The 14124-nt window shown below is 72.6% G+C and carries 14 protein-coding genes; 9 read left to right on the top strand and 5 right to left on the bottom strand.

Going from position 1 to position 14124, the window contains the following annotated elements:
• Positions 1–58: 58 nt before the first annotated feature.
• Complete coding sequence (locus ACFWY5_RS06145) at positions 59–298, top strand: WhiB family transcriptional regulator (RefSeq protein WP_379612960.1); 240 nt, start codon at positions 59–61, stop codon at positions 296–298.
• Here the strand turns inward: ACFWY5_RS06145 and ACFWY5_RS06140 are convergent.
• Entirely contained in the window at positions 282–611 is a 330-nt protein-coding gene (locus tag ACFWY5_RS06140) for a helix-turn-helix transcriptional regulator (protein ID WP_379630686.1), read from the bottom strand. The genes ACFWY5_RS06145 and ACFWY5_RS06140 overlap by 17 nt on opposite strands.
• Positions 612–697: 86 nt before the next feature.
• Here ACFWY5_RS06140 and ACFWY5_RS06135 point away from each other — a divergent pair, with 86 nt between their 5' ends.
• The gene (locus tag ACFWY5_RS06135) at positions 698–1057 is read left to right on the top strand and encodes an STAS domain-containing protein (RefSeq protein WP_379612958.1); all 360 of its coding nucleotides are present in this window, start codon (positions 698–700) and stop codon (positions 1055–1057) included.
• A gap of 147 nt (positions 1058–1204) precedes the next feature.
• Complete coding sequence (locus ACFWY5_RS06130; RefSeq protein ID WP_379630685.1) at positions 1205–1525, top strand: plasmid stabilization protein; 321 nt, start codon at positions 1205–1207, stop codon at positions 1523–1525.
• Positions 1526–1585: 60 nt separating this feature from the next.
• Here the strand turns inward: ACFWY5_RS06130 and ACFWY5_RS06125 are convergent, their stop codons facing one another.
• The gene (locus tag ACFWY5_RS06125) at positions 1586–2044 is read right to left on the bottom strand and encodes an SRPBCC domain-containing protein (RefSeq protein WP_379630684.1); all 459 of its coding nucleotides are present in this window, start codon (positions 2042–2044) and stop codon (positions 1586–1588) included.
• Between the two features lie 64 nt (positions 2045–2108).
• Here ACFWY5_RS06125 and ACFWY5_RS06120 point away from each other — a divergent pair, with 64 nt between their 5' ends.
• Genes ACFWY5_RS06120 through coaE form a run of 5 tightly spaced genes read left to right on the top strand, consistent with a single transcriptional unit; the run spans position 2109 to position 5167 of the window.
• Complete coding sequence (locus ACFWY5_RS06120; RefSeq protein ID WP_379630683.1) at positions 2109–2942, top strand: alpha/beta fold hydrolase; 834 nt, start codon at positions 2109–2111, stop codon at positions 2940–2942.
• Between the two features lie 29 nt (positions 2943–2971).
• Positions 2972–3535, top strand: coding sequence for a PadR family transcriptional regulator (locus ACFWY5_RS06115; RefSeq protein ID WP_379612954.1), 564 nt, complete (start codon positions 2972–2974; stop codon positions 3533–3535).
• A gap of 38 nt (positions 3536–3573) precedes the next feature.
• Positions 3574–4092 carry a DoxX family protein gene (locus ACFWY5_RS06110; protein ID WP_379612953.1) on the top strand — a complete coding sequence of 173 codons (519 nt, stop codon included), beginning with the start codon at positions 3574–3576 and terminating at the stop codon, positions 4090–4092.
• Positions 4093–4104: 12 nt separating this feature from the next.
• Entirely contained in the window at positions 4105–4560 is a 456-nt protein-coding gene (locus ACFWY5_RS06105; protein WP_379612997.1) for a GNAT family N-acetyltransferase, read from the top strand.
• Between the two features lie 4 nt (positions 4561–4564).
• Positions 4565–5167: a dephospho-CoA kinase gene (gene coaE, locus ACFWY5_RS06100; RefSeq protein ID WP_379630682.1), complete on the top strand. Its 603-nt coding sequence runs from the start codon at positions 4565–4567 to the stop codon at positions 5165–5167.
• 85 nt (positions 5168–5252) lie between these two features.
• Here the strand turns inward: coaE and ACFWY5_RS06095 are convergent, their stop codons facing one another.
• The 3 genes from ACFWY5_RS06095 to ACFWY5_RS06085 all read right to left on the bottom strand — a co-directional run bounded on the left by ACFWY5_RS06095 (position 5253) and on the right by ACFWY5_RS06085 (position 12879).
• Positions 5253–6263 carry a helix-turn-helix domain-containing protein gene (locus ACFWY5_RS06095; protein WP_379630681.1) on the bottom strand — a complete coding sequence of 337 codons (1011 nt, stop codon included), beginning with the start codon at positions 6261–6263 and terminating at the stop codon, positions 5253–5255.
• A gap of 14 nt (positions 6264–6277) precedes the next feature.
• Positions 6278–7246 (bottom strand): alpha/beta hydrolase, encoded by a 969-nt coding sequence (locus ACFWY5_RS06090; protein ID WP_379612950.1) that lies wholly within the window; start codon positions 7244–7246, stop codon positions 6278–6280.
• A 74-nt stretch (positions 7247–7320) separates the two neighbouring features.
• On the bottom strand, positions 7321–12879 hold the full coding sequence (locus ACFWY5_RS06085; protein ID WP_379630680.1) for a TIR domain-containing protein: 5559 nt from the start codon (positions 12877–12879) through the stop codon (positions 7321–7323).
• A gap of 57 nt (positions 12880–12936) precedes the next feature.
• Between ACFWY5_RS06085 and ACFWY5_RS06080 the strand changes: the two genes are divergently transcribed.
• On the top strand, positions 12937–14097 hold the full coding sequence (locus ACFWY5_RS06080) for an SLC13 family permease (RefSeq protein ID WP_379630679.1): 1161 nt from the start codon (positions 12937–12939) through the stop codon (positions 14095–14097).
• The last annotated feature ends 27 nt before the right edge of the window (positions 14098–14124 follow it).

Here is a 14124-nt window from a genome sequence, read left to right as displayed (position 1 = left end):
GGGCTCAAACCTCACCGGCCCGCCGCATGACGCCGCGTCGCAGGGGTAGGCGCGCCGGATGAGGACATTGATCCACGACTGGACGGAACGAGCCGCCTGCCTGGAGGCCGACCCGGAGCTGTTCTTCCCCGTCTCCACCCATGGGCCGGGAGAGGAGCAGGTCATGGCGGCCAAGGCGGTGTGTGCCCGATGTCCGGTACGCGAGCAGTGCTTGGCCTACGCGCTGGACACCCGGCAGGCGGAGGGTGTCTGGGGTGGCACCGACCCGGGGCAGCGCGGGGTCAGGAGTCGCCGGTAGCGCGCTTGTCGGTGGGCGGGGCTTCCCTGACGAACAGTTCGATCAGGGTGCGTACCGGCGTGTGCGCCTCGGTCGGGTAGCGGAAGCCCTGGTCGAGGTTGAGTTCGTAGCGGTTGCGGCGGCCCACCCGGTCGCGGGTGAGGTAGCCGGCCTGCTCCAGGTCGGTCACGATGCCCTGCACGGCGCGCTCGGTGATGCCGATCGTGAACGCGATCTCGCGCAGCCGGGCATCGGGGTCACGGGCGATCTCCAGCAGCACCCGCGCGTGATGGGTCAGGAACGTCCACGACGACCGATCATCAGAGCTACCCATGTTTTCATCCTCCAGCGCCCCGACCTCAACTTCAATGACTGACGAACTCTCTTTCCGGAAAAGGTCATCGGGGTTAAGCTGATCCAGTGAGCGCTCTCGACGTCAGCTGCGAGCACACGCGCGGCGCCACGCTGATCCGCGTCACCGGTGAGGTCGACGCCACCAACTCCGCCGTCCTGGCGTCCGCGATCGAGGACGCGCGCCGTCCCGGGGTGCCGGTGGTGCTGGATCTGGCCGGGATGACGTTCCTCGACAGCAGCGGGCTGAAGGTGCTGCTGAGCGCCCATCTCTTCGGTGAGCACGACGGAGGGCAGGTGCATCTGGCCGCCGTGCAGCCGATCCCGGTTCGGGTCCTGCGGATCACCGGCGTGCTGGACCGGCTGAACGTCCACGACACCCTGGAGCGAGCCTGGGCGGCCGTCTCGGCGATCGGACATCGACCCTAAGAGTGGATTTTTCCCTCCTTGTCGGGAGTGGGTGGAGTGCTTTTTTGATGGTCGATGGGGTGATTGAGGGTGTTATGCGGGCAGGGGTGAGCTGGGAAAACCTGACGAGCAGGGCCCGCATTCCGGCCCATGCGAAAGGACAAGAGCATGCCTCGGGGATCAAGCCCGAAACGGGAACGCCAGTACGAGCACATCAGGGACAGCGCCAAGAAGCGCGGCACGAGCGACAAGCGGGCCAAGGAGATCGCCGCCCGCACGGTCAACAAGGAGCGGGCGCGGGCGGGTGAGTCGAAGACGGCCAGCCGTACCTCCACGCAGGACATCTCCTCCGGACGGCGCGGCGGGCTGCGCTCGCACTCCGGCGCCGGCGGACGCACGCGCGACCAGCTCTACGCCGAGGCCAAGCGCCGCGACATCAAGGGCCGCTCGAAGATGACGAAGGCGCAACTGCTGAAGGCGGTCGGCTGAGCCGCTGCCCCGTTTCCCTCTCCGGGCCGCCGACCCACCGGTCGGCGGCCCGGCGCGCTGTCAGCGGGATTCGAGGAGTTTGGCCAGGTTGTCCAGGGCCATGCGGGTGCCGGTCTCGTTGTCGGCGGCCGAGACGGCCTCCGGGAGGCCCTCGTGCAGGATGACGACCTCGGTGCCGCCGTCCACGTCGGTCAGCGTCGTCGTCATGGTCATCTCGCCGCCCAGCGCCGGATCCGCGCTCTCGAACTCGACGACCTCCACCACCCGCTCGTCCGGCACCAACCGCACGAACCGCCCGTGGTAGGTGTCGGTGTGGCCGCCGGACTTCCCCGCCTCGTCGGGGGAGTGGTAGGTCAGCGAGATGCGGAAGTAGCCGCCCTCCCGCGCCTCGAACGTGTGCACATGGCTGCTCATCCCGTCGGGCACCCGCCACGCCGCGATCGCGCTCGGGTCCAGAAAGGCCTGGTAGACGGCCGATCGCGGGGCTCGTACCAGCCGGGAGACCTGGGTCGTGGGCATGGGCCCACCCTACGGCCCGCCGTACGCTGTCGGGAGATCGTGTTTCGCGGCGGGAGAGGTGGGCGTGCGACTTCTAGGACCCCGAGAGACCCAGGCCGACCGGCTCGCCGCCTTCCGCGCGGCCCATCCCGCCGCCGAGGCCGCAGGGTGGACCTACCACGTCGCGGGGAGCGGGCCTGACACGCTCCTGCTGCTGCCCGGCGGGCTACGGCTGGGCGAATCGCTCTTCTGCCTCATCTCGGCCTTCGAGGACGAGTACCGCGTCATCGCCCCCACCTACCCGGCCGTGAGCACCGTCGCCGGGGTCGTCACCGGGGTGGAGGCCGTTCTCGACGCGGAGGGCGTGTCCGCCGTGCACGTGGCGTGGGGCACCTCGATGGGCGGCTTCCTGCTGCAGGCGCTCCTGCGCGCGATCCCCGGCCGGATCGGGCACGCGATCCTCGCCAACACGACCACGCCCGAGGGCTGGGGGCGTGATCTGGCCGCCCGTACCGCGCGGCTGGAGCGGATGCGGGCGATGCCGGAACCCGACCTGCTCGCCCTCATCCGCGGCCAAGCCGCCGAGGCCACCTCCGCCGGGCCGTTCTGGGCCGGTTTCCTCGCCGAGGCCGCCGCCCTCGACACCAAGGCGCACCAGATCGCCATGGCCGAGCTGGCCCTCGACTATTGCGCTCGTCAGTACACCCCGTCCGACCTGGACGGATGGCCGGGAAAGCTGATGATCATCGAGTCGGCCGACGACGCCGGGATGGACGCCGAGGCGCGCCGGCTGCTGCGCGCCCTGTACCCGAGGGCTGCGCTGCACCGCTTCGGCGAGGGCGGGCATTCGCCGCTGGCCACGCGTCCCGACGAGTACGCGCTGGTGGTGGCGGCCTTCCTGCGCGCCTGCCGCGCATAGGCTCGGGTGAGGGCGACGAAGGGTGGACGATGTCAGCGACACGCCTGCTGATCCTGGGTGCGGTACGCCGTCGCGGCCGGGCCCATGGCTACCAGGTGCGTTGTGACCTGGAGTCGTGGGGCGCCCATGAGTGGGCCGGTATGAAGCCGGGTTCGATCTACCACGGCCTCAAGCAGATGGCGGCCCAGGGGCTGATGCTGGCCCACGACGTCGCGCCGAGCACCGCCGGTGGCCCGCCGCGTACCGAGTACGAGATCACGGCGGCCGGTGAACAGGCGTACTTCACGCTGCTGCGTGACGCGCTGACCCGCCACGACCAGCGGCTGGACGTCATCACCGCGGGCGTCGGCCTGATCGAGGACCTGTCCAGGGCCGAGGCGGTCGAGTTGCTCCTGCGGCGGGTGCAGGGGCTGGAGGAGTGGCGGGCCGCGGTGACCAAGGAGTGGACGCCCGGGGCGGATCCGGAGGTGTGGGGATCGGTGGGCGAGGTGCTCGGGATGTGGGTGCACACGGCCGACAGCGGCGCCCAGTGGACGCTGGGCCTGATCGAACGGCTGCGCCAGGGGGCGTACACGATGGCCGACGACGCGTAACTCCGGACAATCGGCTCGAAGTGGGTATATATCCCTGCATGAAGGACAATGCGGAGGATGTCGGGATGTTGCTGTTGCGGGTGCCCGCTGGACTCCTGCTCATGGGACACGGCGCGCAGAAGCTCTTCGGCTGGTTCGGCGGCGGCGGGCCCGACCAGACCGGCGAGATGATGACCGCGCTCGGCTACCCCAACGGCAAGCTCATGGCGCTGGCCGCCGGGCTCGGCGAGTTCGGGTCGGGCGCCGGGATCGCGCTCGGCGCCGCCACTCCGCTCGCCTCCGCCGGGCTCGTCTCCGTCATGACGAACGCCGTCGTCTCCGTCCACCTGCCCAAGGGGCTGTGGGCGCAGAACGGGGGCTTCGAGTACCCGATGCTCCTGGGCATCGGGGCCACCGCGCTGGCCGTGCACGGACCGGGCAGGTTCTCCGTGGACGCGCTGCTCGGGCTGGACCGCAAGGGGATCGGGTGGGGGCTGGCCGCCCTCGCGCTGGGGGCCGGGGCGGCGGCGGCCGTACTGTCGATGCGTGGCAGGGACGCGCCCGGCGAGGATGAGTAAAGTGGGCGGGTGCTGATAGAGCGGGCAGTCGTGGCCGACGCCGGGGAGATCCTCACGCTTCAGCGTGCGGCCTACGTGACCGAGGCCCAGCTCTACGGCGACCCGTTCATCGCCCCGCTCGTGGAGTCCGCCGAGCAGGTGCGCAAGGCCGTCGAGTCCGCGACGGTCCTCAAGGCCGTCGACGGCGGCCGCATCGTCGGCGCCGTACGCGGCCAGCTGTCCGGCGCCACGTGCCTGGTCGGCCGGCTCGTCATCGCGCCCGACCGCCAGGGCCAGGGCATCGGCACCGCCCTGCTGGCCGCCCTGCACGAGCAGGTGCCGCAGGCGACGGCCTTCGACCTGTTCACCGGGCACCTGTCCATGAGCTTGCGGCTGTACCACAAGCTCGGCTACCGCGAGACGCACCGCGAGCGGATGGACGACCACCTGACGCTGGTGCATCTGCGCCGCCCGGTCTCGGTACGCTGATCACGTGCTGAAGGTGGGACTGACCGGCGGGATCGGCTCCGGTAAAAGCGAAGTGTCCAAACGCCTGGCCGCCAAGGGCGCCGTGGTGATCGACGCCGACAAGATCGCCCGCGAGGTCGTCGAACCCGGCACCGTGGGCCTGGCCCGCGTCGTCGCCGCCTTCGGCCGGGAGATCCTCCGCCCGGACGGCACCCTGGACCGCGAGAAGCTCGGCGCCATCGTCTTCTCCGACGCCGACCAGCTCGCCACCCTCAACGCCATCGTCCACCCGCTGGTGGGCGAACGCGTGGCCACCCTCCAGAACCAGGCCGCCGCCGACGCCATCGTCGTCTACGACGTGCCGCTGCTGGCCGAGAACAACCTCGCCCCCATGTACGACGTGGTCATCGTCGTGGACGCCGCCGACGACACGCGTATCCGCCGCCTGGCCGACCACCGCGGCATGCCGGAGGCGGACGCGAAGGCCCGCATCGCCGCCCAGGCCTCCCGCGAGGCCCGCCTGGCCATCGCCGACCTGGTCGTGCCCAACGAGGGTTCGCTGGAGGACCTGGGCGGGCGGGTGGAGGAGGCGTGGGAGGAACTGCGCCGACGTGCGGGCCGCGGGTAGTCGGCGGCCGGACAGCTTGATACGCCGGCAGCCCATCCTCAGCCCGCACCGGAGCGGTGGCGCGCGCGTCTGCCGCCGGACGAGGTCATGGATGGCGGTGGAGCCGGCGCAGGGTGAGGGCCAGTTGCAGGCGTAGCCGGCCCTCGGGATCGCGGATGGTCCAGCCGAGCAGGTGTTCGGCGTGGGCCAGGCGGTCCTGGAGCGTGGAGTGGTGGACGGGGAGCTGGGCCGCGGCGGCCCGCAGGCTGGTGGCGTACGCGATCGCGTGCAGCGTGGCGAGCATCCAGGGAGCGGCGGAGGCGGCGTGCTCCAGGGCGTGGACGTCCGGGACGGGGTCGGCCCCCGCGGGAACCGCCGCCGCCAGCGCGGCCAGTCCGCCCAGGCTGTCGTAGAGGACGACGCGCGGGCCGGGATCCTGGTCGGTGCCGTCGGCGGCCAGGCGCAGGGCCAGCCGGGCCAGCGGCCAGGAGGCGGGCAGCTCGCGCACGGGTACGGCGGGCCCGACACCGGTCCTGCGGGCGGGAGGCGCGGAACCCGGATCGGTGCCGGCGGGCACGATCCTGGCGTCGCCGCCCGCGAAGGCCACGGCCCTGGCCTCGCCGCTCACCTCCAGGCCCAGGGACCGGGCGGCGCGCAGCCGGGCCTGCTCCGGGGCGGTGCCGTCCAGGACCAGCTCGACGAGCGCGGGGTCGTCGCGCGAGGGAGCCCGTCCCCGCGTCCGGTCGAGGACGTCCCTGGCGGCCACGGCGGCGCGTTCGAGCACCACCGCGTGCACGGGCCCGGCCGGACCCGGCATCTCCAGCCACAACCGCGCGGCCCCGCCGGGCGCGGCCCCGGCCGGCCAGCCCGGATCCACCCGCTCGTGCCAGCGGCCGGCGGCGGGGCCACTGCGGCGGCCGTCGGCCAGCACCCGGACGCGGACGTTGCGTTCCTCGTCGACCAGGCGGACCGGGCACCCGGCCAGTACGGCCGCGCCCCGCACGATCGCCTCAAGCCCGGCCCGCGCCTCCACCAGCCGGTCGAAGTACGCGATCACCTGAAGTGCCGCCCCCGCGTCAGGATCGAGGGCGGACAGCCTGCCCGCGAGCTCCTTCACACGGCCATCATGTCTCAGCCGCCGAGCAGGCGCCGCAGCCAACGCAGCCGCGCCTCCTTGGCGTCCTGCGAGAGCGCGGCCTGCGGGGCGAAGCCGTCGAAGCCGTGGAAGCCGCCCGGCCACACGTGCAGTTCGGCCCGGCCGCCGTCGCGCCAGATGCGCACGGCGTAGTCGACGTCCTCGTCGCGGAAGGTCTCGGCCGAGCCGACGTCGATGAACGCGGGCGGCAGGCCGGACAGGTCGGTGGCGCGGGCGGGCGCGGCGTAGGGCGACACGCCGGGGCCGCCCCGCGAGGAGCCGAGCAGCGCGGTCCAGCCGGTCTCGTTCGCGGTGCGGTCCCAGATGCCCAGCCCCGCCATCTGGTGGGCGGACGGGCTGTCGTTGCGGTCGTCGAGCATGGGGCAGATGAGCAGCTGGCCCAGGATCGCCGGCCCGCCGCGGTCGCGGGCCATCAGGACGACGGCGGCGGCCAGCCCGCCGCCCGCGCTGACGCCGCCGACGATGATGCGCTCGGGGTCGATGCCCAGCTCCGCGGCGTGCTTGGCGGTCCATTCGAGCCCGGCGTAGCAGTCCTCGACGGGCGCGGGATGCGGATGCTCCGGGGCCAGGCGGTACTCGACCGAGACGATGGCGACGCCGAGTTCCAGCGCCAGCTCGGCCAGGTCGGGCAGGCTCTGGCGGCGGTTGCCGACGATCATGCCGCCGCCGTGGACGAAGTAGAGGGCGGGCACCGGGCCGACGGCGGCCGCGGGCCGGGCCACGAGCAGGATGATGTCCGGCTCGCCCGCCGGGCCCGGCGCGGTGTGGTCGGCGATGACGAGCGCGCCGCCCCGGCTGACCTCCTCGTCCGTGGGCTGCGGCAGGCCCGCGCGGGCCGCGCGCAGCGCCGGGATCATGTCCGGCGTGATCGACGAGGACAGGGCCTCGCCGAACATCTCCAGGGCCGCGGTGAGTTCGGGGTCGAACGGCGGTGGTGTGCTCATGACGTTCATGGTGCGGTACGGCTCCGCCCGCCCGCGAGCGCCACGTGGAGGACACAACCCGCCATCTGGCGGGTTCAGATGTCGGCCTCCAGCGGGATCTGCCGCACTCCCGGCAGGTACACGTCCAGCTCCCCGAGCTCGAACCTCGACATCCCCACCACATGCCAGAACTGACCGCCGACCTGCCCCTCCAGCTTGTACCTGCCGTCGGGAGCCAGCGCCGCCCAGCCTTCCGGCAGGCCCAGGAGCGTCGCCTTGCGTTCGGCCCCCTCCCACAGGATCACCACGCCGTCGTCGCCGGCGCTGGCCAGGAGGTCTTCCGCGGGGTTGAAGGAGACCGACCAGACGCGGCGGGCGTGGCCGTACAACGTGTGAAGGAGATGGCCGGAGGCCGTGTCCCACACCCGCACGGCGGGATCGTCGCCGCCGGTCGCCAGCTGGGAGCCGTCGCGGGAGAAGGTGACGCTCCACAGCCGCCCGACGTTCTTGGTGAGCGTGTGCAGGAGGCGCGGCTGCCACGGCTGGCCGGGGCGCAGCTCCCAGACCATGGCCTTGCCGTCGTTGCTGGCGCTGGCCAGTTGCCTGCCGTTGGGGGAGAAGACGACGGAGTAGACGCGGTCGGCGTGGCCTTCGAGGGTGGCCACGCGCCCGCCGGAGTCGACGTGCCAGATGCGCACCAGGCGGTCGTCGCAGCCGGTGGCGACGAAGCGGCCGTCGGGGCTGAAGGCGATCGAGCGGACCCGGCCGCGATGGTCGGCGAGGTTGCTGAGCAGGCGCGCGGTGGGCCGGTACCAGACGCGCACGCTGTCGTCGTCGTTGGCGGTGGCCAGCAGGGAGCCGTCGGGGCTGAACGCCTCGGCCCACACGTGGTCGGTCTCGGCGTTGAGCTCGCGCTCGTAGTCGCCGGTGGCGCCGTTCCAGAAGTGGACGCCGCCGTCGTTGCTGGAGGTGGCCAGGAGGGGTCCGGACGGGGCGAACGTGGCGGAGATCAGCCGGTCGGCGCTGCCGGTGATCTCGCGCAGCCGGCGCCCGGTGCGCGGCTCCCAGATGCGGACGATGCCGTCGTTGCCGCTGGTGGCCAGCATGGAGCCGTCGGCGCTGAACCGGGCGGAGGAGATACGCCTGCCGTGGCCGCGCAGCACCCTTTGGCAGCGGCCGGTCGCCGGCTCCCACAGCCGGACGGTGCCGTCGTTGCTGCTGGTGGCCAGCTGCTCGCCGTCGGGGCGGAAGGCGAAGGGCCACACCGAGCTGCGGTGGCCGCTCAGCTCGGTACGGCGGCCGCCCCCGACATCCTGCAGCCGCACGGCCCCGTTGGCGTCACCGGTGGCCACGGTGTGCCCGTCGGGAGAGAAGGCGACCTGGTAGACGGCGGCCGAATGGCTGGTGTGAACGCCGTGCGCGGCGCCGCTGGCCGGGTCCCACAGCCGTACGACGCCCGCGGTGTCGCCGCTGGCCAGCAGGTTGCCGCCGGGGGAGAAGGCCACGCAGTAGACGCTTCTGGCGTGCCCGGTCAAGGTCTGCTCCAGGGCCCAGGTGCTGGCGTTCCAGACGCGGACGGTCCCGGCCTCGTCGCCGGTGGCCACCCACCGGCCGCCGGCCACGACCCGGTAGACGGCGCCGCGGTGCCCGCCGAGCGAGCCGATCAGGTGGCCGGTCGCCACGTCCCACACCCGCACCACCCCTCCGGCGTCGCCGGTCACCAGCGCGCCGCCGGCGAACGCGGCGGTGAACACGGGCGCCTGGTGGCCGGTCAGCTCGTGGACGAGGTCGCCGGTGGCGGTGTCCCACACGTGGATGACGCCGTCGGCGTCGCCCGCCGCGACCAGCGCGCCGTCGGGACTGAGCCGTAGCGGCCAGACGCCGTCGGGGTGGCCGACGCGGCGGTGGCGCAGCTCGCCGGTGAGCGCGTCCCACAGCAACACCTGTCCGTCGCTTGCCCCGGTGGCCAGGACGTCCCCGGCGAAGCCCACGGCGTAGACGCGGCCGTTGTGCTCCTGGAGCGTGCGGACGGGCTGGCCGTCCACGCACAGCAGCACGCCGCCGTCCTGGTTGCCGATCGCCAGCGTGGAGCCGTCGGGGCTGTAGGCGACGGGCTCGGGCAGGCGCGTGGTCTGGAAGTGGAAGCCGTACGGCACGCCGATCCCGGCCGGCGCGAGCTGCACCTCGACCGGATGCCCCGGCACGACGGCGGCGCCGTGCAGCTCGGACATCGGCGGCAGGGTGCCGGTCACGTTGATCAGCGAGGCGCGGTGCCAGCGGGTGCCCTCGGCGGCCACGTCGCTGAGGTCGGTCTTGGCCAGACGGGCCCCTGACAGGTCGGCGCCGGACAGGTCGGCGCCGGTGAGCCGGGCCCCGTCGAGCTTGGCCCCGGCCAGCCTGGCCGCGTTCAGCCTGGCCCGCGACAGGTTCGTGCCGGCGAGGGTGGCGCCGGTCAGGTCGGCGCCGGTGAGGTCGACACCGGTCAGGTCACGGCCGGACAGGTCCTCGCCGCGCAGGTCCGCGCCGCGCAGGTCGGCCTGGGCGGGCGTACGCAGCCGCGTGCTGACCTTGATGGCGTTGCCGGTGGCCACGTCGTCGGCCGGCGGGTCGGCCAGCCAGGCCCGCAGCGCCGCGGAGTCGGCCAGGTCGCACAGGAACTCCACGGTCAGCGCCGACAGCGGGCGCCGCGACAGCGCCTCCCAGTGCCCGGCCGCGATGTGCCGGGCGATCAGCCACTCCATGACGGAGGCGTGGATGAAGCCGAACATGCCCTCGTCGGTGCGGACCATCAGGCTGCCGGTGCCCACGGCGTGCGCGGTCTGCGGGCCGGTGAGCTGCCCGTCGGCCAGATCGGTGAGCGTCTCGGCGAGCTCGGTCAGCTCGGCCAGGCCCAGGAAGGCCTCCCCGGTGTCCCACAGCCGCAACGCCAGCGCGGTGACGGCCCGCCACAGCTCGTCCACGCTGAGCATCCCGGCCGAGCCGGGCATGCTGGTGCGCTGCTCCTCGAAGCGCAGCCACGAGCTGAGGATCTCCTCGTACAGCAGCGCCGGGCTGATCGTGTGGCGGGTCGTGGCCACGGTACGCAGCCGGTCGGCGTCCAGGTCGGCGATGAAGCTGAGCATGCGCGGGTTCTGCGCGAGGTCCAGCAGGTCCTTGATGCCCTCCATGAGCGACATGCGGGCCACGGCCTCGTCGCCGTCGGTGAACCGGTTCTCCAGGTACGTGCGGATCTGGGCGTGCGTGAAGTCCTCCACGGCGAAGACCCGCCGCTGCGGCAGCACCCCGACGCGCTCGCCGAGCGTGGTCAGCACCTGGCTCTGCGACTTGAAGTGCTGGGTACGGCTGGCCACCACGATCTTCGCCTTGTCCACGGCGGCGGCCAGCAACGTGGACAGGTGGTCGGCCGCCCGGTCGTAGGTCAGCCGGGTCACCAGCTCGTCGAACCCGTCGAACAGCAGCACGATGCGCCCCTGCGCGAGCAGGTAGCGGAACGCCTTGAGGTCGATGACCTCCTCGCGGTGGTTGGCCAGGTGCGCGGCGACGAGCGCGTCGACCGAGTGCGCCTTGTCCAGGGCCCGCAGCTCGATGAAGATCGGCGTCAGGTGGGGCAGCTCGGCCGGGATGCGCCGGGCCAGCTCGCGCAGCGCGAACGTCTTGCCGTGCCCGAACTCGCCGAGCAGCAGCAGGAACCGGCCGTGGTCTGCCGAAAGCTGGCGCATCATCTCGTCGGTCAGCCCCTGCTCGACCTTGCCGGGGCGGTCGAGCGCCCGGTAACGCTGCGGGACGTACAGGTCGGGCGGGTAGCGCCGGTCGCCGACGAGCCTGGCGGTCTGCTCGGCGACGTAGCCGGACAGGTCGAGCAGGCCCTGGAACTCGGTGAAGCTGCGCAGGCGCACACCCCGGCGCATGAGGTCCTCGCGCAGGGAACGTTCCGGCGGCGGACCCTGGTAGACGAGCTCGCCCTGCAGGCCGGTGGCGTGCGCCTGCCGGACGAAGCGCTCGGCGTCCCCGGCGGCGGGCGTGCCGACGTGCGCGCCGACCATGGACAGGCGCACGAACCCGTCCTCGGGGTAGGTGACCACCAGGTGGTCGGGGAAGCGGCGGATCCTGGCCCGCTCGTGCCGTGCCTCACAGACCTCGGTGAGCCGGTCGAGCAGCAGGTCGACCGGCCGCGGCGCGGGGGGAGCGGGCTCGGGCTCGGTGTCGGGAACCGGCCCCGGCACCGTCGGGGCGTCCTGGTCGGCGCGGAAGGTCTCCTGGGCCGAGCGCCAGGCGCGCGTGTCGCGCTCGGGCTCGCCGGGGCCGTCCGGCGTCCAGGCGCGCAGGCCCTCGCGGGTGAGCTCCAGCACGCGATGGCTGCCCGGCCGCAGCTCGGGCCCGTCCAGCAGCAGGTTGACCCGGTGGGCGAGCAGGCGCTCATAGGTGGCGGCGTCGCTGAGGTCGCGCACCGGATGGCCGATCGCGCCGAGCCGTAGCCAGCCGCGCTCCTCGTAGGGGCGCAGCCGTTCGGCGAACCAGGCCGCCTGGCCCTCGCCGAGCAGCGCGTACGCGTCGCGCTCCAGGTGGCTCATCGCCATCGTGGAGTTGAAGCCCGCGAGGACGACCTTGAGATCGGGGATCTCGAACATCGACCACGGCTGCCCGCCGTCGAAGACCCGGTCGTCCAGCCCCTGGAAGACCTCGGCGAACAGCCCGGCGAAGTGCCGCCACTTCGGCCAGTACGGCGGCTGCGGGCTGACGTCGTCGGCCTCGCAGGTCAGGAAGTACGCGCTCGCGGCGGCCTTGGTGACATCGCGCGGCCCCGGCACGACGGCCAGCCGGTGCGGTTCGAGCCCGACGAGGTGGCGCAGGTCGGTGAGGAAGCGGGTGGCCTGGCCGAACTGGCCGAGGCTGCCGGACTCGGTGAGGTTGCCGCTGACCACCATCAGGTCGGGACGCGGCATGCCCCTGTCGTACATGCCGGTCAGGTCGGCCCAGATCCTCGCCTGCATGTCCTCGGGCGTGAACGGCTCGCCCGGGTCGGGCAGCGCCCGGCCGAAGCGCGGCCCGCCGACGTGCAGCACGCTGACCGACTCGCGCGAGCGGGCCGCCTCCGCCTGGGGCGGGAAGCCGGGCGCCGTCACCGGCGTGCGCCTGGCGCGTGAGCGCTCGCCGGGTTCCGGCAGCGTGGGCGCGGGGGCGGGCTCGCCCGTGCCGTCGGGGAAGGCGGGCGCGAGTTCCGGCTTGGCCCGGCCGGCCAGCGACTCGCGTACCCGGCCGAGCAGCAGCGCCCTGGCCAGGCCGGGGTCGGTCACGCCCAGCAGGTCCACCCACGTGATCGTGGACAGCAGCCCTTCGAGCTGGACGTCCTCCAGCCGGATGGTGACGAGCTTGTTGGAGGGGTTGTCCGGGTCGGCGCGCAGCGCCGCCTGCCACTCCATGCGGCCGTAGCGCGAGGTGAGGTAGTTGCGCGAGAGCACCGCCACGACCAGCTGCGCCTCGCTGACGCCGCGGTCCATGAAGTCGATGAAGTTCGTGCCCGGCACGAAGTCCCAGTCCTGGATCATCGTCCGGTATCCGGCCGCCTCCAGTTGCCAGGCGATCCATGTGGCCCACGCCGTGTCGGCGGGGGAGTAGCTGACGAAGATGTCCGTGGGCCTTCCGTCACGCGCCATCTGCCCAGTATTCCGCGTGGGATCGGCGTTTTGGAGGTGGTGTGCGATCATCTTCGGGTGTGGAGGCGACTGTCCGCGCTCGACTGGGTCAGGATCGGGCTGCTCGCGCTGGGACTGATCTTCGTGGCGACGGGCTGGCTGCCGCTGAACGTCGCGGTGGAGAAGTTCGACGAGATCGCCCCGCTGCTGCTGTTCCTCGTCGGCGTGATCGTTCTGGCCGAGCTGACGAAGGAGGCTCAGGTCTTCGACGCGATCGCGGCGAGGATGGCGGTGTTCGGCCGCGGCAGCTATCTCGCGCTGTTCTTCTTGTGTACGGCTTTCGCCTCCTTCGTCACGATATTTCTGAACCTGGACACCACGGCGGTCCTCCTCACCCCGGTCATGCTCGCCCTGGCCGCCCGCGCCGGCATCGCCGCGCTGCCCCTGGCCATGACCACGATCTGGCTGGCCAACACCGCGAGCCTCCTGCTGCCGGTCTCCAACCTGACGAACCTGCTGGGCATGAACGCCCTGCAGATGTCCAACCGGGAGTTCGCCACCCGCATGTGGGCGCCACAGGTCGCCGCGATCGCGGTGACGATGGTGTTCCTGTGGCTGTTCTTCTGGCGCAGGGGGCGCCGCGGCGAGATCCGCTACACCCCGCCCAGCTTGGAGCCGATCGCCGACACCGTCCTGTTCTGGGCGGCTTCGGCGGCGTGTGTGCTGTTCATCGGCGCGCTCCTGCTCGACCAGCCGGTCCACGTGGCCGCGACGGTGGCCGCGCTGATCGTCGTGGCGGCGTTCCTCGTACGCGACCGCAAGCGCCTGACCTGGAACCTGATCCCCTGGCAACTGCTCATCTTCGTCACCGGCCTGTTCCTCGTCGTCCCGGCGCTCAGCCTGCACGGCCTGGCCGACGTCATGACCTGGATGATCGGCAACGGGGACAATCCCTATCGCACCGCCGCCGTGGGCGCGGGCCTGTCCAACGCCATCAACAACCTGCCCGCCTACCAGGCGCTGGAGGAGGTCGCCGGGCGCGACCAGTTGCTGGCCGTACTGATCGGCACCAACGTCGGCCCGGTCATCACCCCGTGGGCGTCGCTGGCCACCCTGCTGTGGTTCGAGTCGTGCCGCCGCCACGGCGTGAAGGTGCCGATGCGCCGCTTCCTGCTCACCGGCGCGGTCCTGGCCGTCACCGCCCTGGTCGCCGCGGTCTGGGCGCTGGGCGCGGTATGAGCTGTTCGCATGATCGCCACCTGCCCG

Source organism: Nonomuraea sp. NPDC059007, from assembly GCF_042740555.1.
Lineage (GTDB): Bacteria > Actinomycetota > Actinomycetes > Streptosporangiales > Streptosporangiaceae > Nonomuraea.
This window is presented reverse-complemented; position numbering and strand designations above follow the sequence as displayed.